Here is a 17,880-nt window from a genome sequence, read left to right as displayed (position 1 = left end):
TTCACCGGCCGGAACCGGTCTTTCGCCCTGCGTCTGTACTGTGCCTGTCATGCGATTCGGATTGTTCGTTCCACAGGGTTGGCGCCTGGATCTGGTCGGTATCGACCCCGCCCGGCACTGGAATGTGCTGCGTGACCACGCGCTCGCCGCCGAGGCCGGTCCCTGGGAGTCCCTGTGGGTGTACGACCACTTCCACACAGTTCCCACCGCAACCGACGAGGCGACCCACGAGGCATGGTCGCTGATGTCCGCACTGGCTGCGAGCACCTCCCGGATCAGGCTGGGGCAGATGTGCACTGCGATGTCGTACCGCAACCCGGCCTACCTCGCCAAAGTTGCTGCCACGGTGGACATCATTTCCGGCGGACGCGTCGAGATGGGCATCGGCGGCGGCTGGCACGAGCACGAGTTCCGCGCCTACGGCTACGGGTTTCCCTCTCCGGGTGAACGATTGGGTCGGCTCGACGAGGGCGTGCAGATCTTCAAGCAGGCATGGACGACCGGCGAGGTGTTCCTCGACGGAAAGCACTACCAGATCGACGGTGCCGTGGTGCGGCCGCTGCCGCTGCAGGAGGGTGGAATCCCGCTGTGGATCGCGGGCGGGGGCGAGAAGGTCACTCTGAAGATCGCCGCGAAGTACGCCAACTACACCAACTTCGATGGAACCCCCACCGGATTCGCCGCCAAATCGGCTCTGCTGCGCGAGCATTGCTCCACCGTGGGTACCGACTTCGATGCCATCGTCCGCTCGGCGAACTACAACGTCGTCATCGCGGCGACCGAGTCGGAAGTGGAAGACAAGCTCCGCGCCCTGGAGAGTCGGCTCACCGATTACGTGGGTGCGGACAAAGCCGAAGGAGCCCTGACGGCGTTCCGCGGCATGCCGGCCGTCGGAACCCCGGAACAGATCGCCCGGAATCTGACGGCGCTGCAGGAGCAGGGGATGACGTACGGAATCTTCTACTTCCCGGAAGCTGCCTACGATCGCTCCGGAATCGAACTCTTCGAGCGCGAGGTCATCCCGGCTCTCCCGTAGCTCGTCTCAGGTCGTCGGGAAGATCTGCCGGATCGATGAGCAACTGTTGGTTCTTTGCCTTGCGAACCTTCTCCGACAACCCGATGTTCGCGTGCAACAGCGCCCACTCGCCCTCGGTGATCTCGTCGGTTGCGCGCGCGAGAACCGTGGTATCGGGAGTGCCCCAGGCGATGGGCATCGCCGAGACCAACTGCCACGTTCGCCCGCCCGTGTTCGCGCCGCGGTCGGCGAGAACCGACACCGAGGGCACCTTCGCTCCCCGCTCCATCGCGTGGCCGGGCAATGCTCGCACGACCCGGGTGATCAACACGTAGTGCGGATCTTCGACACCCGGCTTCGCGATGTCGACCAAGGCCAGCAACAGCGCTCCGCCCGGTAATTTCTCGGCCACCATCGCAGGAACCAGATCGCCTGCAGCATATTGCGATTCGATGGACCCCATCTTGCGCGGTGCCCACAGCATCACCCACAGTGAGGTGGCCGCACCGATGCAGAACACGGCACCGAGGATGTACGACCACGGGGTTGCGATCCAGATGAACCACACCCCCAGGGCAGTCAGGATAACGGCAGTGAGCGCCGCCGAGGCGCGCAGCCGGCGAAGCTCGGTGAACGTCTCGTTCACCGACTTCGCGTGGGCTACGTCTACTGGGAACTGGAATCGGCGCACACAACTATTCCTAGCACGCCGCCCATGCCGACAGAAGCGTCAGATCGCCGGACCGAGCAAGTCGTCCGCGTCGGTGATGCGGTACGCGTACCCCTGCTCGGCCAGGAAACGCTGACGGTGCGCGGCGTACTCGGCGTCGAGAGTGTCGCGCGACACCACCGAGTAGAAATGGGCCTGACCGCCGTCGTGCTTGGGTCGGAGCAGTCGGCCCAGTCGCTGCGCCTCCTCCTGTCTCGATCCGAATGTGCCCGAAACCTGTACTGCGACAGATGCTTCGGGTAGATCGATCGAGAAGTTCGCCACCTTGCTCACCACGAGCGTCTGAATCTCGCCCTTGCGGAACGCGTCGAAGAGCACTTCACGTTCCTTGTTCTTGGTCGAACCCTGAATGACCGGAGCGTTCAGGGCCTCACCGAGCTCGTTCAACTGGTCGAGGTACGCGCCGATCACCAGCGTCGGAGCGTCCTGGTGTTTGGCGAGGATCGACTTCACGACGGCGATCTTGGTATGAGCCGTCGAGCACAGCTTGTAGCGCTCTTCGGGTTCGGCCACGGCATACGACATGCGCTCGGCATCGGTGAGAGTGACGCGAACCTCGATGCACTCCGCCGGTGCGATCCACCCCTGCGCCTCGATGTCCTTCCACGGCGCGTCGTATCGCTTCGGGCCGATGAGCGAGAAGACGTCACCCTCGCGACCGTCCTCGCGGACGAGCGTTGCAGTAAGACCGAGACGTCGACGCGACTGCAGATCTGCCGTCATGCGAAACACCGGGGCGGGGAGCAGGTGGACCTCGTCGTAGATCACCAGACCCCAGTCGCGGGAATCGAACAGTTCCAGGTGCTTGTATTCACCCTTGGTGCGACGCGTGATCACCTGGTACGTGGCGATTGTCACAGGGCGAATCTCTTTGCGCTCTCCCGAATACTCGCCGATCTCCTCCTCGGTGAGCGAGGTGCGCGCGATCAGCTCGCGCTTCCACTGCCGACCGGCGACGGTGTTGGTGACCAGAATCAGTGTGGTGGCCTTGGCTCGTGCCATCGCCGCTGCGCCGACCATCGTCTTGCCCGCGCCACACGGCAGTACGACGACGCCCGAGCCTCCGGCCCAGAACGAATCCGCCGCCATCTCCTGGTAGTCGCGCAGCGTCCAGTTGCCGCCCTCGGTGTCGAGTTCGATGGGGTGAGCTTCGCCGTCCACGTATCCGGCGAGGTCCTCGGCAGGCCAGCCGATCTTGAGCAGCATCTGCTTGAGGTGGCCGCGCTCGCTGGGATGGACGATGACGGTGTCCTCGTCCACCATGGCACCGAGCATCGGCGCAATCTTCTTGTGGCGCATCACTTCTGTGAGCACAGCGCGGTCGAGACTGATCAGGGCCAGGCCGTGGATCGGGCTCTTGACCAACTGCAGTCGGCCGTAGCGTGCCATGGTGTCGACGATGTCGACCAGCAGCGGCTGCGGCACCGCGTAACGCGAGAAGTTCACCAGCGCGTCGACCACCTGCTCTGCGTCGTGGCCTGCAGCGCGCGCGTTCCACAGGGCCAGCGGGGTGATGCGATAGGTGTGCACGTGCTCGGGGGCACGTTCGAGCTCCGCGAACGGTGCGATGGCCGCCCGCGCTGCACCCGCGAGTTCGTGATCGATCTCGAGCAACAGCGTTTTGTCGGACTGAACGATCAGCGGGCCGTCGGTCACGGTTCCTCCTAGAGACTTCCGCCGCGCCCGAAAGAGCGCAACTTCTCCATTGTCCACAGGTAGGGGCGCGCGTGCACGTGAGCGTCGAACTACTCGACCAGAGCGACCGACGTTATGCGATGCAGGGTGAAGCGGCGAACCCCTCCGGTAGCGGGATCGAAGGCGTCGAGTTGGCCGCCGCCGATGCTGATCGGATCGACGATCCGGTGGGTCGCGACACCCTGTGCATCGACGTAGCCGATGCTGACGCTGCGTTTGACCTTGGCTGCGGTCTGCAACAGCGTCATCGTCGCGGTGCTGCTGGCGCGAGACCCGTCGGCGCGCACCACCGTACCGCCGTTGCCTGCCGCCCGGTCGGCCGCGCGCATCCCACGCACCAACGAACCCAGCTGTTCCTCGGTGGGAACAGCCGGAGTTCGGAACGTCTGGCGTGGCCGCCGCGCCGATACTCGCGACCCGCGGGCGCGCAGATCGACGATGGTTCCGGACGAGTCCTCACCTGCAGGCGCGAAACCGGCCCCGGCCAGCACCGTGAGCACCTCGGCGAGCGGGGCCTGCGAGATCGCGACGGTCGGGGCGAGGGCTCGAAGGGCCAGCGATTCCGCCGCCGGGGACGCCATCACCTCCGCCAGCAACGCCGGATCCTCGCATCGGACGAACGACGCGGCGACGCCTGCCCGCAGCCGACCGTGTCGACGCGCCACGTCGTCGATGAGATAGGTCAAGGCCTGCGGCACCGGTGTGCGTGAGTGGGTCGCGAACAACGCGTGCAGCTCGGACGCGCTCAGTCCCACATCGAGGGCGCGTCGCAGGCTCGTGTCGCTGATCCGGTACATCGTCGCTGCGCCTGCGGATTCGACGTCGGCGACCAGTTCGATCCGATCGTGCAGGTCCGGCTCGAGCGGACCGGGTGCCACCAGCGTGAGGTCTGCCTGCACCAGGACGTAGTCGATGGGCTCGGGCAGGGCCGCGCGCATGTCGGCCTCGGCGTTGCCGTCGTGCAGCAGCGATCGTCCCGGGGTCGACATCGCTCCGCGGCCGACGATTCCCAGCGCGGTTGCTTCGGCGATGACGTGTCCGACGGGTGTGACGCCGAAGCGTCCGGACCATCGGGGACGACGCCACGCCAGGATCCGGGCGAGATCCGCCGGCTGGGCCGAGTGTCCGCTGCCGAGTTCGGTGAGCAGTTCCAGGATCATCCGTCGATCCCGCGGTGCTGCCGGAGAGCGAACTTCCTCGGACAGGGCGGCGATGGGCTTGTCGTTGGGGTCGCGCATACCGATGACCCACGGCGCCCGCGGCACCTCGAGCCAGGCGGAGGCGAGCGTGTGCCAGCGGGCCGCCGGGGCAGCGGTGAGCCAGGCATCGACCGCCGGTGTGGGAGCCCAGTAGTCGTCGCCGGTGTCGGATGCGGGAACCGGATCCGGTGTTCCGCTGGAGATCAGATTCGCTGCCGCCAGCAGTTCGGCGAGGATGCTGACTCGGTCGTCGTCGAGGCCGGTCGCCTTGGTGATCTTGCGGAGCTCGCGCACGCCGAGTCCGCCTGCCTTGAGAGCAGGAGCAGGCGACGCGGAGAGGGCTTCGATGATCAGGACGCAGTGCCTACCCAATTCGAGGGCCTCGCCTGCGGCAGCGGCATCGACGTCGGTGAGCGACTGTGTCGTGGTGGCGAGCTTCGGCTCGGCGAGCGACCGTGGATCGGACATCGGCTCGCCGCGCAGAATCTGCCCCACCTGGACGGGCAGTTCGACGGTTTGCTCGTCCAGCCAGATCAGCAGGCCGGCGGCGAGCAGCTTCTGGACCGGCCGGTCGGGCGGAGTGCCCGGTGCCGCGTCTCGGGTGCGGCCGGTCGGGGACGATCTGGCGAGGGTGTCGAGCAGATTGCGTTCCCCCTCGCCGAGTTCGGCGAGAGCTGCGGTGATGTGCGACTCGGTGAGATTGTCGACCGGATCGAGCGCGCGTCCGATGCGCCACGGCACGGCGTCCGCGGCGGTCGCGCTGATCCGGAGGCCGGACGCGTCGCCCCACACCAGCAACCGCTCGCGGAGCTGGGCCAGCGCCTTGTCGACGCTCTTGGCCGGTGCCCGTTTGGCCACGACGGCCAGTAGTGCGGTGCGAGTGACCGGCCGTTCGTAGGCCTCCTCGATGGCGAGGATCTCGAGGACGGTCAAGGCGAGTGTGTCGAGGGTGTCCGCGGTGTGCAGAATCGACCGTCGCTGCTCGGCCCGTCCGGCGAGTACGGCCAGGGAGGCGGGCGGCGGAGCGGTCAGATCCGGACGCAGCGACATGGCCTTGATCAGCTCGGCGTCGGAGCGAGCTGCGATCCACTGCGGTAGATCGGGGGGCGTGTCGGTGTGTCGAGGCACAGTCGTGTCGGTCATCGTCTATCAGATTAGAGACCTGGGCTGGTGCTCGCCGCAGTGCAGGTGTCAAAATAGGCGCATGGTGAACAAGTCGAAGAAGCCCTATGTCGATCCAGGCTGGCCGGACACCGCTCGCGGTGACCACGCGGTGACCGAACTCTCGTCCGCTCGATCGGGTGGCTTGTCGCCCTTCGGCGAGGACACGGAGTTCCCGCTGCCCGTCGAAGACCTGCCGTACGCGCATCCGGTGACCGTGGTCAACCGCTAGCAAAGGCCACGCAGTACCGAAAAAGCCCCCGACGATGTCGGGGGCTTTTTTCGTACGAGATGCGAACCGTCGCGGGCGCTTACTGGGGCAGGAATGCCTTGTTGGCCTGGTAGAAGTTCACGACCTGCGGATCGAGCTGAATGCCCTGCGCTGCGTTCTGGACGAACGAGGCGATCGCCGGATCGTTGGTGAGGTTCTGGACGGCGGTGACGATGCCGTTGACGACCTCGGCCGAGCTGTCGACTGCCGGGATGGACGACAGATCGGGAAGTGCGGGAACTTCCGGTGCCTTGGGGGTGACCGGAACGCTGCGCTCGGTCGGCGCGCTGCTCAGGCCGAGGCTCGAGGAGCAGGACGGCCATGCGCCCCAGCCCTGCGAGTCGAGGACCTTCTCGGCGACTGCGATCTGCTCTTCGCGGCTGGCCTGGTTGGCCGTGGCTGCGTACTGCTGGCCGCCGTGTGCGTTCCAGGTGCTGGGGGAGAACTGCAACCCGCCCTGGAAGCCGTTGCCGGTGTTGATGCCCCAGTTGCCGCCGGCTTCACACTGTGCAAGGCGATCCCAGTCGGAATCCGGTGCCGCGTTCGCGGTGCCGGTGAAGGCGATGCCCGCGGTACCCATGATGGCTCCGGTGACAGCAACCTTCGCGACGGTCTTGCCAGTGGTGCTCGGCTTGCGATGACGTCCGCTCATACGAGTTGAAATCCTCTCCACACGCGCCTGCGAGGTCAGCTGTCGGGTTCGGGCTGAGAGGTAGCCCGGCCTTTTCGCTCATTCGTCTCGAATGGGCAATTGGGCTTCACCCCAAGGGAAGTCGGTGCAACTTCGTGAGTTGCGACAACTTCCCGGTTGTCCGTGGAGGACGTGGGTCCCCCGTCCTCGTCCCCTGGGTGATCGTCGAGGGTGTTCCGGTATCCGCGGGACGAGGTTTGGCGCTGCGGACCGGAGTTCGGCCGAACTTTCCGGCCGCTGCTGACCGTACTGAAATTCCCGGCCTACGTCACTATTTGGTAACTGTCGATTTCGCGGCGTCGTCCCGAGCACATTTCGTACCTCTTTCGGGCCTCTCGCGTCCGCCCAGCTAGTGGGCGTTGCGGGCAGTGAACCCCGGTCCGTTGCCGGCCTGTTACCTCAGCGTTATGTGATGGAAGTCACAGGCAGCGAGAGTCGTCCGGAAAGTCACCGAACGGCAACGATGTCTTTGCCGAGGGGCATCAGAGATACGGGGATCAACTTCAGGTTCGCGATCGCGAGTGGAATGCCGATGATGGTGATCGCCATTGCGACGGCGGTGACCACATGAGTGAGCGCCAACCACCAGCCGGCGAGGATCAACCAGAGCACGTTCCCGACGAGCGCACCGGACCCGGACCCTGGCTTGTCGACGATCGTCGACCCGAACGGCCACAGTGCGTACACGCCGATACGGAACGACGCGATGCCGAACGGGATGGTCACGATCAGGATGCACAGCAGGAGGCCGGCGAAGAAGTAACCGATGGCCAGCCACAGCCCACCGAAGACCAGCCAGATGATGTTCAGGATCAATCGCATGATCTACCGAGCCCGCCGTCCGGACGCCAGCGCGTACACCAAAGCCAGCACGAACCCGGCCGGTGCCGAGAACATGGCCGTCAGATACAGGCTCAGCGGGGGCTTCGAGTCGGAGAAGATCGGAAACAGCAGGATCGCGACGATGGCGACGAGGCCTATCGCGAACAGTGCGAGCGCGATGCGCAGCAGAACGGTGCTGCTCTTACGGGTCCTGCTTCGTCCATGTGTCGTGTCCACGTGCACCACGGTAATGCGAAGTGCGGGGTGCGAAGAACTCGAATGCTTCATCGGTACTCACCGCGCTAGACTGGTGTATTCGCGTCCTACGTTTTCGTGGGGCGCGAAATTTGTGCAGACCGCAGGTCCGAACATCGGGCCGGCGGACAACGAAACGACCGACAGCAACAGATGAACGGGTGAGCTCAGTGCCGACCGGCAAGGTGAAGTGGTACGACGTCGACAAGGGATTCGGATTCCTCTCTCAGGAGGAAGGCGAGGACGTCTACGTGCGTTCGTCGGCGTTGCCGGAGGGCGTCGAGGGCCTCAAAGCCGGTCAGCGCGTCGAGTTCGGAATGGCCGCGGGCCGTCGCGGACCACAGGCGCTGAGCTTGAAGGTGCTCGAGCCTGCACCGTCGGTGCGGCAGAACACCGGCAGCACGCGCCGTGAGCCCGTCGAGCGCAAGCACACACCCGACGAGCTGCACGGGATGGTCGAGGACATGATCACACTGCTCGAGGCGACGGTGCAGCCCGAACTTCGTAAGGGGAAGTACCCGGATCGCAAGATCGCGCAGCGAATCTCCGAGGTCGTTCGGGCCGTCGCCCGTGAGCTCGACAGCTGACATCCACCGAAACTACGGGCGGGTGCCGATCGACCAGATGGCGTGGCTGACGAACCCTTCCTGATTGGTATCGGTGTCAATGATGCCGGTGGGCAAGCGCACCTCGATGCCGAGCAGCGTCCGGTTGCTGTCGTCCTTCGTGGGAACCGTGACGCTCAGCTTGGTGTCCGGCTCGTTGAACTCGGTGTTCTCCACCACGTCGCCACTGTCGTCGCCGTAGACCACGGCGAGCACCCACGGGGCTGAGTAGATGGGGGCGGGCAGCGAGAGCTGCACCGTCCTGGCGTTGCCGACCTGGACCTCGGTGGTCTCACCGACATTGGTGCACAGTGGGTCGCTGACAGCGCAGTACAGGTACGGCTCCACCACGACGGCGCGACCGTTGGCGTACGCGGTGACGGTCGGTTCCTTCTCCGGTGCTCTCCCGATCAGCAAGGCGAGCACCGCAACGAATGCGACGGCGATGACGACGAGACCGGCGACGATGATCGCCGCGATCTTCTTGGTGCGGGGAGCGAGATTCACTTGGTCACGTTTTCGCCGAAGGAGCCGTCGGACATTTCTTGTTCGACGTGATCGGGGCGGTTGCCGCCGAAGCCGGGTAGGAGCGATCTGCCGCGGTAGGTGAGGAAGGTCTGCACGAGGCCGATCGTAAGCAACACCGACACGACGGTGAAACCGAGCCAGTATTCGGTGGGGAGCAGCACCCCGAGCGTGCCGCCCAGAACCCAGCACAACTGCATGACGGTTTCCGATCGGCCGAATCCCGACGCGATCGATTCCGGCGGCAGATCGGCCTGCAGCGACGCGTCGAGGGAGACCTTGGCCAGCGCGCTGGCACTCGACGCCACCAGCGCTGCCACGGCTGCGGTGAGCAGGCTGTCGGTGATCGCAGCGACGACTGCCACTACCGTCACCGCGATGGTGCACCGTAGGACCACCAACGACGGCCGGCCGAGCTTGATCCTGGCACCGAGCGCGTTACCCGCGAAGTTGCCGAGACCGGCGGCGGCTCCGACGAGTCCGAGCATCGCGGCCTGCTGCAGCGGCTCGTGTTCGGTGCGGGATTTGGCAACGAACGCGATGTAGAGCGTCAGGAAGCCGGTGAGGATGCGGATGGTGCCGTTTCCCCACAGTCCCACGATGACGGCCCGTCCCAGGGGCTGTCTACGGTTCTTCGCTTTGCTCGGCGGCGTGCGGCGCAGATTTTCTGTCGGGGCACTGCTCCCGGCGAAGTCGCTGCCGTTGTGCTGGTCGGCGTGGTAGCTCAGGGTGGCCGGCACTTCACCCTCGGTGATCTCCACCCAGGACGGGATCTGCATGCTGAGGTAGCCGCCGAGCACGGTGATCGCGGCGACGAACCACAGCGCGCCGGGTGAGCCTGCGAAGAAGGCGATACCGCCGGCGACGGCCCCTGCCGCGATGGTGCCACCGAGCAGGCCGAAGACGGTGAGCCGAGAATTGACGCGGACGAGGTCGATCTCCGGCGGTAGCACCCTCGGTGTGACCGCACTTTTGAGGACTGCAAAGGACTTGCTGAGTACGAGCATCCCCAGGGCGGCGGGGTACAGCACCCAACTGTCGAAGTTGAACACCAGCACTACCGCCAGCACGGTGCGCAACCCGAACGATGTGGCCAGCGCGATGCGTCGACCGTGTTGAAGGCGGTCCAGTAGCGGTCCGATCAACGGTGCGATCAGCGCGAACGGCGCGATAGTGATGACGAGATACAGCGCGACCTTGGTCTTGTCCTCACCGGTGGCCGCAGAGAAGAAGAGTGTGTTGGCCAAGGCGATCGCCAACGCCGCGTCCGACGCGAAATTGGCCATGGTCGCGTAGGTCAGTGCCGTGAGCCCGGACTTGTCCGCACCGTCTGCTTTCGCAGCTCGCTGAAACGACGCGATGCCCTTGCCGGTCAGCTCGCGGCCGCGCATGGCGGCAACGCGAGTGACGGTCAGCTTCTTCGGCATCGGCGGGGGCTTGCGAGTGCCGGACCGGCCACGCGGAGCGGTGATCTTCTCGGTTCGCGGCGGATGCAGCGGCGGCAGCGGTTCGCGGCGACTCGGAACATGGGCGGAGTGAGCAGGTGCGGGCGGGTAGTTGGCCAGACCCGGATGATCCGAGTGATCAGGAGCGGAGCCTGCGGAGTGACCGGACACGCCGTTCTGTTCGGGGTCGTCCGCACCCGGTGGGGTGTGGGGGAGACGGGGATCGGTCACGGGGTCAATTCTGTCCTACGGGCGCGGTATCGGTGAATCGCACCTCGAAGATCTTGGGCCAGAATTTTCCGGTCACGAGGAATCGGTCGGTACCCGGAATCTGTGCGATGCCGTTGAAGACGTCGGCTCCGCCTCGATCGGAGTCGGACATCGAATTCCACAGCGGTGTGCCGTCGATGACGGCCGTCACTTTCCCGGTCTCGGGGTCGATGCGCATGATGTCGAATGTCTGCCACACATTGGCGTAGATCGAGCCGTCCTCGGCACATTCGAGCTCGTTGAGCCGTTCCACCGGATTGCCGTCGAGTGTGACGTCCACCGTGTCGACGGCGTCGAAAGAGGTGGGGTCGCGGAAGGTCAGGGTGGATGTGCCGTCGCTCATGACGAGGCGGTCGTCCGGTGTTCCTCGACCTTCGGTGCAGAGTCCCCAGCCTTCGCCGTCGTAGTTCACTCGACGCTGCTCGGTCAGGGTGTCCCGGTCGCGGGCGATGGCGACTCCGTCTTGCCAGGTGATCTGCCACAGGGTGTCCCCGTCGACGGTGATCCCTTCGCCGAACAGGTCGGACGGCAGATCGACCCGCTCCAGCTCGGTCATGTTCTCGAGTGAGGTGCGCCTGACGAACGACGAGCCTTCCAGCCCGGTGCCCTCGTAGAGCACGTCACCGTCGATCTCGAATCCTTGAGTGAACGCGTCGTCGCCGCGGTCGTATTCGCGCACGACGTCTGCAGTCAGGGTCGGCACCGAGTCCGAGGTCGTCGGAGCTGCGGTCGTCGATCCCGATGGCGACGAGCAGGCGGTGACCGCGAGTGCAGAGATCAGGACGGCGGCGAAGGTGCGAGCGCGGACGGTCATTGCATCCATGATGGCAGCCCGAACTGGGCGTCACCGAGTCGATGCGGCAAACTGAATGTGTGAGTTTCGTATCTTCTCCAGAGCTCGATTCCATCCGCCCCGTCTTGGCCGATGCCGTGGACCTCGCGCGGCAGGCTCTGCTCGACCTGGGAGAGGGAGGTGTCGGCGAGTATCTCGGGGTCACCGTCGAGGACGCCAGCGCGGCCACTCACCGGTTCGCCAGCGATCTCGAGGGCTACCGAGGGTGGCAGTGGGCCGTCGTGGTCGCGGCTCCGGAGGACGCCGACCGCGCCACGGTCAGCGAGTTGGTTCTGCTGCCGGGCCCCGACGCTCTGGTGGCACCGTCCTGGGTGCCGTGGGACGAACGTATCCGTCCCGGCGATCTGGGACCTGGCGATCTGCTGTCTCCGCGGCAGGACGACCCACGACTCGTGCCGGGCTACGTCAGCTCCGGTGATCCCGCCATCGACGACGTTGCCGGCGAGATCGGTCTCGGTAGAACGAAGGTCACTAGCCTCGAAGGACGTCTCGACGCCGCCCAACGCTGGCACGACGGCGATTTCGGTCCCGATGCCGAGATGGCCAAGGCTGCGCCGTCGACGTGTGGGCTCTGCGGCTTCTACCTGCCCATCGCCGGATCGTTGTCGGCCGCATTCGGAGTGTGCGGCAACGAATTCGCCGCCGACGGGCGCGTGGTGCATGCGGAGTACGGCTGCGGTGCGCATTCCGATACCGAACTGCCCACCGGAGCAGGATCGCCGCAATTCGAGCCGTACGACGACGCGGCTCTCGACGTCACCGCAGCGCCGACGCCTCCGGCCGAGACAAGTACTCCGGTCGAGGCGAGTGCGTCGGACGAGACAAGTACTCCGGTCGAGGCCGCTTCCACGGGCGAGACCACCGACAGTGTGGACGGGTCCGACGGATCGACCGAGGGAACAGAAACGTCGGCCGAGGCCGAGCAGGTGGAGGCAGTTCAGGAAGCAGACGTACCGGCCGGTGAAACGGCTCCGGTATCTACCGAGTCTGTGGAACCCGAGGTGGCCGATGAGACTGAGCACGAAGAGGATTCGGTATCGCCGAGCTGATCGACCCGTTCGATACCGGGTCGCTGCGCGAGTCGATTCTCGCGGCCTGGGGTTCGTCGCCCACGCGACTTCGTGAGGATTCGGCGTCCGAGTCGGATCTGGTGCGCGGAGGCTACCGCGATCGGCTGTTGACCGAGCTCGCGCAGAACGCCGCGGACGCGGCGTCGCGGGCGGGTGTTTCGGGACGGTTGGCTGTCTGGACCGATGACGCCGGTTCCATTCACATCGCCAATACCGGTGCTGGGCTTGATGTTTCCGGTGTACATGCACTGACGGCCCTGAGAGCGTCGGCCAAGTCCGCTGCAGACGGAGGCGTCGGGCAGTTCGGAGTCGGTTTCACCGCGGTGCGATCGGTGTCCGACGAGATCGAGGTGCGATCGCTGGGCGGCGGGGTGCTGTTCAGTGCGCGGCGCACCTCGGCTGCGCTGCGCGAGCGCGGGATGGCCATGCCCGAGGCGGGCGTGCCGGTATTGAGGTTGGCGTGGCCGGTGGCGGAACCGCCCGCTGCGGGGTTCGACACGGAGATCGTGTTGACGCCGCGAACGGATGCGGACGCGGACTCCTTTGCGTCCGGATGTTCGGACGAGGCCGTGGATTTGCTTCTCGAACTCGAAGCGCTGGACTCGATCGAGATCGAGGGCGTTGTGATCGACTGTGTCAGAACGACACTCGATGCCCGGAGTGCCGACATCGCGATCGGATCGCGAACATGGCGACAGTTCACCACCCCTGCCGCGCGCTGGCTGGCTCCGGTGGTCGACGGTCTACCGGTTCCTGCGTCACCCGACGTGTTGCGGGCTCCCACCCGATCGGACGAGCTGTTGTCGTTGCCCGCGTTGGTGATTGCCGATGTGCCGATGCAGCCGGACCGGCGGCGCGTGCTGCCGGGTGCCTCGTTCGATGCGGTGGCACGCGGGTACGCAGAATTCGTAGCGTCACTGCCTGCGCCGTCGCGGGTGACGTTCGTGCCCGAGGTCGGATTCGCTCGAAGCGAGGTCGATGGGCAGTTGCGAGAGCTGATCTTCCGCCGATTGTCCAGTGCGCCATGGCTTCCCGGTGCACACGGACGCGACCTCGTGCCGGAGCGGTCGAATGTCGTCGCGGACGCCTCCGAGGAACTCGCCTCGGTGCTGATCGACGTCGTACCCGATCTGGTCGACGCGACGCTGTCGGGAGCGCGCCACGCGTCGGCGCTCTCGGCAGTGGGGGTGCACCGGATCGGATTGGCCGGGCTGGCGGAGATGCTCGGTGGTCTGGATCGCGAGCCGCAGTGGTGGCAGCAGTTGTACGACGCGTTGACGCCCCTCGTCGTCGACGGTGTTGCTGCGGAAGAGCTTGCTGCCCTGCCTGTTCCGCTGGCAGATGGCCGCACGGTGACCGGTGCGCGAACAACGGTGATCGGCTCCGACGCCTCGGCAGCGGTGACGTGGGTGCGTCTGGTGCATCCGGGTGCAGTGAGTCCGCTGCTGACGCGGCTCGGTGCCCGCACGGCAACCGCATCCGAATTGCTGACGGACCCGGCCCTCGAGGCGGCGCTCGACGATCTCGACTGGGACAGCCACGACGACGTCGAGACTCTGGTGAATGCCGTTCTCGCCCTGGCCTCGGAGGCGGGTGAATTACCCGGCTGGATCGGCGGCCTGCCACTCGAAGACGAGCACGGCGAGCTGCGCAGTGCCGACGAATTGTTGCTTCCCGGAGCGCCGTTGGCGAAGCTGCTGGTGCAGGATTCACCGTTCGGCGTACTCGCGCCTGCGGTGGTGACGAGGTTCGGTGAACGGGCGCTGCGCGCGGTGGGCGTCGGGTGGGGTTTCTCGGTGGTACGCGACGAGCTGCCGACGGGGCCCGATCACGACCTCGACGACGAGTCGGCGTGGTGGTCCGGCCTGTCCGCGGAACCGGACACGCTGCTCGCAGTCCGAGATCTCGATCTCGTTCGTTCGGACGCATGGTCCGAGGCGTTGACCGTTCTGCTCGACGATCCGAGTACCCGTGCGGCTCTGACCGATCGGGACGGCTACACCGCGTGGTGGCTCAGGCGTCATGCGCGAATGCAGAGGGTGCCCCTGAGTGCGTTCCGTGCGCCGTCCGACGAGACTTTCGCAGGCCTGCTCGATCCGCTGGATCACCCGCGCGCCGACGAGTTGGAGGCGGTGCTCGCCGCGCCGAAGTGCGAGAGCGTCGAGACAGCTCGTGTACTGCTGCAGGCTCTGTCGGATCCGCAGAGGCATCCGAGTCCCGCGGTGATCGCACGTACTCACACGCTGATCGCGACCGCAGTTGTCGACGGGCGCATCGACGTCGCCGACATCGATCCACCGGATCGAGTTCGCACTCTCGGCGGAGCCGTCATCGACGCGTCGGACGCGTTGGTGATCGACACGCCGTGGCTGGCAAGCGTCGTACCGCCGGAGGTTGCAGTTCTCTCGGACATCCCTACCGCGGCCGCTCTGGCGGACGTTCTCGACATCAGGCCTGCGTCGGAGGCGATCAGCGGAGAAGTGCTCGGAGTCGGACGTGTCAGCTCCTGGGACCGCGAACCTGGAGCTGTATTGGCCTGTGCAGTAATGGGATTGCCGCTGCCATCAGGAGGGGTGGTGGTGCACCGGGAACTGGTGGTCCGATCGACCGGGGACGTCAGTGGTGACCACGCCGTGCCGTTGTGGGTTACCGCAGACGGTACCGTCCATTGTGCGGCGAGTTGGGAGCGACCTCGTGGGCTTTGACGCGACAGTGCTGGACTGGATGGTCGGGCATCGAGTCGACTGGCTCACCACAATGTTCTGGATCATCACCACACTCGGCAACACGGTGTCGATGTTTCTGTTGTCCGCGGTGGTCGTCGTTGCGGTGCTTCGCGTCGGACGCAAATCGGATGCCGTGGTCGTCGCGGGGTCGATGCTCACCGGCTGGGGTCTGATGAATGCGCTCAAATTCGCGTTCGCGAGGGAGCGCCCACCGATGCCGGAGCGGCTGGTGGATATTGCGAGCCATTCGTTTCCGTCGGGCCACGCGATGATGTCGATGTTGCTTGCCACGGTGGCGATCGCGGTGATGATGCGATCGCCGCATCCGTGGCTGCATCGGCCGGTACTGCGTGCGCTACCGGTGGTCGCGTCCCTGCTGATCGGGTTCTCTCGGATCTATCTGGGTGCGCATTGGACCACGGACGTACTGGCCGGCTGGGTGTTCGGTGCCCTGTGGGGGCTGGGATGGATCTATGCCGTCAGGCTGATCAGCGCGAGAAATCCGAGCGCTGGGCGATGACGAGCAGCTCGTCGCGCATGGCCGGGCTGGAGACAGCGTTGGCGCGTGCGTAGAGGGCGCGGAGCGAGCGGACGTGGTTGCGACGGTTGCGGTACTGAGAGACGAGCTTCATGGCCTGGCTTTCGTGGATCAAAGAGGTTGATTAACTGACATAACCCATGGTCCACGTTAACTTTGTGTTACTCAACCGGCTGAGGGGTTAGTTTGCCCACGTCAGGGGCGGTGTGGTGATCGGGCTAACGTGATGCTGGTCTCAATCGAGGCCGCGCTGGGCGGTTTTGCTCCCACGACGTGACGCGGCTCTCTGCATCAGGAAGATTCCGAACCCTACGGCACCGACCGCAATGCCGGACCAGCACGTGGCGAGCGCATCGCCGGTGCGGTCTCCGGTGGCGGTGAACACGACCAGCGCGACGATCCAGCCGAGTATGCCGATCGCCAACACCGGAACCGGATCGGTGAGGCTGCGCGGGATCTGGGGGAGGTCGGCCACAAAATCACGCTACGCCACCATATTTCCCCAAGTCTCGCAGTGTGCTTTATCGTTCGCTCATGCAATTGTCGTCGCGGCTACTCGACAACTACTTCAAGATCACCGAGCGCGGCTCGACGGTGGGGTCCGAGGTACGGGGAGGCGTGGTCACCTTCGTGGCCATGGCCTATATCGTCGTCCTCAATCCGCTCATTCTCGGCAGCTTCTCCGCCGACGACGCAGCGGCCAAGACCGACGTGCTCGGCAACATTCTGCCGGTGGCCCAGGTTGCCGCTGTGACAGCGCTGGTGGCCGGGTTCATGAGCATCGCCTTCGGCATCATCGCGAACTACCCCTTCGGTATCGCGGCAGGCCTGGGTATCAACACGCTGCTCGCCGTGACCATCGCACCTCAGGTGACGTGGCCCGAGGCGATGGGGCTGGTGGTCATCGACGGCATCATCATCGTGTTGCTGGCTGTCACCGGGTTCCGCACGGCGGTCTTCAACGCGATACCGGCGGAGCTGAAGGCAGCGATCGCCGCCGGTATCGGCGCGTTCATCGCGTTTATCGGGCTGGTCGACTCCGGCTTCGTGCGCCGTATCCCCGACGCCGCAGGTACGACGGTTCCCGTCGGGCTCGGCATCGACGGGTCGATCGCGTCGTGGCCGACGGTCATCTTCGTGTTCGGGCTGCTGCTGATGGGTGTACTGGTGGTGCGCAAGGTCCGCGGCGGACTGCTGATCGGCATCGTCGTCACGACGATCTTCGCGGCGATCGTCGAGGCCGTCACCGATGTGGGACCCTCCAACGGCGTCGACCCCAAGGGGTGGAATCTGTCGGTGCCGCAGTTGCCGAGCCAGTTGGTGCAGTCTCCCGATCTGTCGCTCGTCGGCAACGTCGATCTCTTCGGAGCGTTCACACGCATCGGCGTGCTGGCGGCAAGCCTGCTGGTGTTCACGCTCGTGCTCGCCAACTTCTTCGACGCGATGGGCACGATGACCGGCTTGGGCAAGGAAGCGAATCTGGACAAGGACGGGAAACTGCCGAACATCGGTAAGGCTCTGGTGGTCGAGGGTGCCGGCGCGATCGTCGGTGGCGGTGCGTCGGCGTCGTCGAACACCGTGTTCGTGGAATCTGCGTCTGGAATCGCCGAGGGTGCCCGCACGGGGCTGGCCAACGTGGTCACCGGATTACTGTTCTTGCTGGCCATGTTCTTCACTCCGCTCACGGCCGTCGTCCCGATCGAAGCGGCCGCTCCGGCGCTGGTCGTGGTGGGTGCGCTGATGATCGGGCAGGTACTCGACATCGACTTCCGACGCTTCGATTACGCGCTGCCCGCCTTCCTGACCATCGTGGTGATGCCGTTCACCTACTCGATCGCGAACGGGATCGGCGTCGGTTTCATCACCTGGGTGGTACTCGCGGTCGGATCCGGCCGTGCGAAGTCGGTACATCCCCTGTTGTGGATTGTTGCACTGCTGTTTGTTGCATATTTCGCGGTGGGACCCATCACCGAGGCGGTTACATGACGCGCGGTCGGTACCAGGGCGTA

The 17,880-nt window shown here is 65.5% G+C and carries 18 protein-coding genes and 1 riboswitch; of the genes, 7 read left to right on the top strand and 11 right to left on the bottom strand.

What is annotated here, in order from left to right; all coding sequences use genetic code 11:
- Positions 1 to 49: 49 nt before the first annotated feature.
- Positions 50 to 1,036, top strand: a complete 987-nt coding sequence (locus CH294_RS03495) for an LLM class F420-dependent oxidoreductase (protein ID WP_094737023.1) — start codon at positions 50 to 52, stop codon at positions 1,034 to 1,036.
- On the opposite strand, the gene CH294_RS03490 is transcribed toward CH294_RS03495, so the two are convergent.
- From CH294_RS03490 to CH294_RS03480, 3 genes are all read right to left on the bottom strand, one after another.
- A complete protein-coding gene (locus tag CH294_RS03490; RefSeq protein ID WP_037154960.1) occupies positions 1,017 to 1,706 on the bottom strand; it encodes a DUF3239 domain-containing protein in 690 nt (229 codons plus the stop codon). The two genes, CH294_RS03495 and CH294_RS03490, sit on opposite strands and share 20 nt — an antisense overlap.
- 39 nt (positions 1,707 to 1,745) lie before the next feature.
- Positions 1,746 to 3,401 carry a DNA repair helicase XPB gene (locus CH294_RS03485; protein WP_094702548.1) on the bottom strand — a complete coding sequence of 552 codons (1,656 nt, stop codon included), beginning with the start codon at positions 3,399 to 3,401 and terminating at the stop codon, positions 1,746 to 1,748.
- 89 nt (positions 3,402 to 3,490) lie between these two features.
- Entirely contained in the window at positions 3,491 to 5,782 is a 2,292-nt protein-coding gene (locus CH294_RS03480; protein ID WP_094737022.1) for a helicase-associated domain-containing protein, read from the bottom strand.
- A gap of 61 nt (positions 5,783 to 5,843) precedes the next feature.
- Here CH294_RS03480 and CH294_RS03475 point away from each other — a divergent pair, with 61 nt between their 5' ends.
- Entirely contained in the window at positions 5,844 to 6,032 is a 189-nt protein-coding gene (locus CH294_RS03475) for a hypothetical protein (RefSeq protein ID WP_032395857.1), read from the top strand.
- Between the two features lie 79 nt (positions 6,033 to 6,111).
- Here CH294_RS03475 and CH294_RS03470 read toward each other — a convergent pair whose 3' ends face one another.
- The 3 genes from CH294_RS03470 to CH294_RS03460 all read right to left on the bottom strand — a co-directional run bounded on the left by CH294_RS03470 (position 6,112) and on the right by CH294_RS03460 (position 7,821).
- Positions 6,112 to 6,723 (bottom strand): transglycosylase family protein, encoded by a 612-nt coding sequence (locus CH294_RS03470; protein ID WP_032377425.1) that lies wholly within the window; start codon positions 6,721 to 6,723, stop codon positions 6,112 to 6,114.
- 8 nt (positions 6,724 to 6,731) lie between these two features.
- Positions 6,732 to 6,940: riboswitch (cyclic di-AMP (ydaO/yuaA leader) on the bottom strand.
- Positions 6,941 to 7,209: 269 nt separating this feature from the next.
- Positions 7,210 to 7,584, bottom strand: a complete 375-nt coding sequence (locus CH294_RS03465) for a YccF domain-containing protein (protein WP_032377424.1) — start codon at positions 7,582 to 7,584, stop codon at positions 7,210 to 7,212.
- Positions 7,585 to 7,587: 3 nt separating this feature from the next.
- A complete protein-coding gene (locus tag CH294_RS03460; protein WP_094737033.1) occupies positions 7,588 to 7,821 on the bottom strand; it encodes a hypothetical protein in 234 nt (77 codons plus the stop codon).
- A 188-nt stretch (positions 7,822 to 8,009) separates the two neighbouring features.
- Here CH294_RS03460 and CH294_RS03455 point away from each other — a divergent pair, with 188 nt between their 5' ends.
- The gene (locus CH294_RS03455) at positions 8,010 to 8,426 is read left to right on the top strand and encodes a cold-shock protein (RefSeq protein WP_008719325.1); all 417 of its coding nucleotides are present in this window, start codon (positions 8,010 to 8,012) and stop codon (positions 8,424 to 8,426) included.
- 12 nt (positions 8,427 to 8,438) lie between these two features.
- Here the strand turns inward: CH294_RS03455 and CH294_RS03450 are convergent, their stop codons facing one another.
- The 3 genes from CH294_RS03450 to CH294_RS03440 are packed head-to-tail and all read right to left on the bottom strand — an operon-like array spanning position 8,439 to position 11,507.
- Positions 8,439 to 8,951 carry a DUF2771 family protein gene (locus CH294_RS03450; RefSeq protein WP_032404410.1) on the bottom strand — a complete coding sequence of 171 codons (513 nt, stop codon included), beginning with the start codon at positions 8,949 to 8,951 and terminating at the stop codon, positions 8,439 to 8,441.
- Entirely contained in the window at positions 8,948 to 10,645 is a 1,698-nt protein-coding gene (locus CH294_RS03445) for an MFS transporter (protein ID WP_170944572.1), read from the bottom strand. The genes CH294_RS03450 and CH294_RS03445 overlap by 4 nt, the downstream gene beginning before the upstream one ends.
- A 4-nt stretch (positions 10,646 to 10,649) precedes the next feature.
- Positions 10,650 to 11,507, bottom strand: a complete 858-nt coding sequence (locus tag CH294_RS03440) for a glutaminyl-peptide cyclotransferase (protein WP_094737021.1) — start codon at positions 11,505 to 11,507, stop codon at positions 10,650 to 10,652.
- A 32-nt stretch (positions 11,508 to 11,539) separates the two neighbouring features.
- Here CH294_RS03440 and CH294_RS03435 point away from each other — a divergent pair, with 32 nt between their 5' ends.
- The 3 genes from CH294_RS03435 (at position 11,540) to CH294_RS03425 (ending at position 15,853) form a co-directional block, all read left to right on the top strand.
- On the top strand, positions 11,540 to 12,586 hold the full coding sequence (locus CH294_RS03435) for a DUF3027 domain-containing protein (RefSeq protein WP_094737020.1): 1,047 nt from the start codon (positions 11,540 to 11,542) through the stop codon (positions 12,584 to 12,586).
- Between the two features lie 101 nt (positions 12,587 to 12,687).
- Entirely contained in the window at positions 12,688 to 15,312 is a 2,625-nt protein-coding gene (locus CH294_RS03430) for an ATP-binding protein (protein ID WP_249305022.1), read from the top strand.
- Positions 15,302 to 15,853, top strand: a complete 552-nt coding sequence (locus CH294_RS03425; RefSeq protein ID WP_170944571.1) for a phosphatase PAP2 family protein — start codon at positions 15,302 to 15,304, stop codon at positions 15,851 to 15,853. Before CH294_RS03430 ends, CH294_RS03425 begins: the two co-directional genes overlap by 11 nt.
- Here CH294_RS03425 and CH294_RS27360 read toward each other — a convergent pair.
- Together CH294_RS27360 and CH294_RS03420 are read right to left on the bottom strand one after the other, a co-directional pair.
- Positions 15,822 to 15,965 (bottom strand): hypothetical protein, encoded by a 144-nt coding sequence (locus CH294_RS27360; RefSeq protein ID WP_155289340.1) that lies wholly within the window; start codon positions 15,963 to 15,965, stop codon positions 15,822 to 15,824. The genes CH294_RS03425 and CH294_RS27360 overlap by 32 nt on opposite strands.
- A gap of 141 nt (positions 15,966 to 16,106) precedes the next feature.
- A complete protein-coding gene (locus CH294_RS03420) occupies positions 16,107 to 16,346 on the bottom strand; it encodes a DUF2530 domain-containing protein (protein WP_032377420.1) in 240 nt (79 codons plus the stop codon).
- Between the two features lie 59 nt (positions 16,347 to 16,405).
- On the opposite strand from CH294_RS03420, the gene CH294_RS03415 reads away from it, so the two are divergent.
- The gene (locus CH294_RS03415; RefSeq protein ID WP_094608410.1) at positions 16,406 to 17,857 is read left to right on the top strand and encodes an NCS2 family permease; all 1,452 of its coding nucleotides are present in this window, start codon (positions 16,406 to 16,408) and stop codon (positions 17,855 to 17,857) included.
- Positions 17,858 to 17,880: the final 23 nt, after the last annotated feature.

The sequence above is a fragment of the Rhodococcus sp. 14-2483-1-1 genome (assembly GCF_002259335.1).
GTDB lineage: Bacteria > Actinomycetota > Actinomycetes > Mycobacteriales > Mycobacteriaceae > Rhodococcoides.
This window is presented reverse-complemented; position numbering and strand designations above follow the sequence as displayed.

What these genes read in the sequence shown, in the direction of transcription:
- CH294_RS03465 (WP_032377424.1), bottom strand. Translation starts at nt 7,584, where the DNA reads ATGCGATTGATCCTGAACATCATCTGGCTGGTCTTCGGTGGGCTGTGG.
- CH294_RS03470 (WP_032377425.1), bottom strand. Translation starts at nt 6,723, where the DNA reads ATGAGCGGACGTCATCGCAAGCCGAGCACCACTGGCAAGACCGTCGCG.
- CH294_RS03475 (WP_032395857.1), top strand. Translation starts at nt 5,844, where the DNA reads ATGGTGAACAAGTCGAAGAAGCCCTATGTCGATCCAGGCTGGCCGGAC.
- CH294_RS03440 (WP_094737021.1), bottom strand. Translation starts at nt 11,507, where the DNA reads ATGGATGCAATGACCGTCCGCGCTCGCACCTTCGCCGCCGTCCTGATC.
- CH294_RS03480 (WP_094737022.1), bottom strand. Translation starts at nt 5,782, where the DNA reads ATGACCGACACGACTGTGCCTCGACACACCGACACGCCCCCCGATCTA.
- CH294_RS03495 (WP_094737023.1), top strand. Translation starts at nt 50, where the DNA reads ATGCGATTCGGATTGTTCGTTCCACAGGGTTGGCGCCTGGATCTGGTC.
- CH294_RS03435 (WP_094737020.1), top strand. Translation starts at nt 11,540, where the DNA reads ATGCGGCAAACTGAATGTGTGAGTTTCGTATCTTCTCCAGAGCTCGAT.
- CH294_RS27360 (WP_155289340.1), bottom strand. Translation starts at nt 15,965, where the DNA reads ATGAAGCTCGTCTCTCAGTACCGCAACCGTCGCAACCACGTCCGCTCG.
- CH294_RS03415 (WP_094608410.1), top strand. Translation starts at nt 16,406, where the DNA reads ATGCAATTGTCGTCGCGGCTACTCGACAACTACTTCAAGATCACCGAG.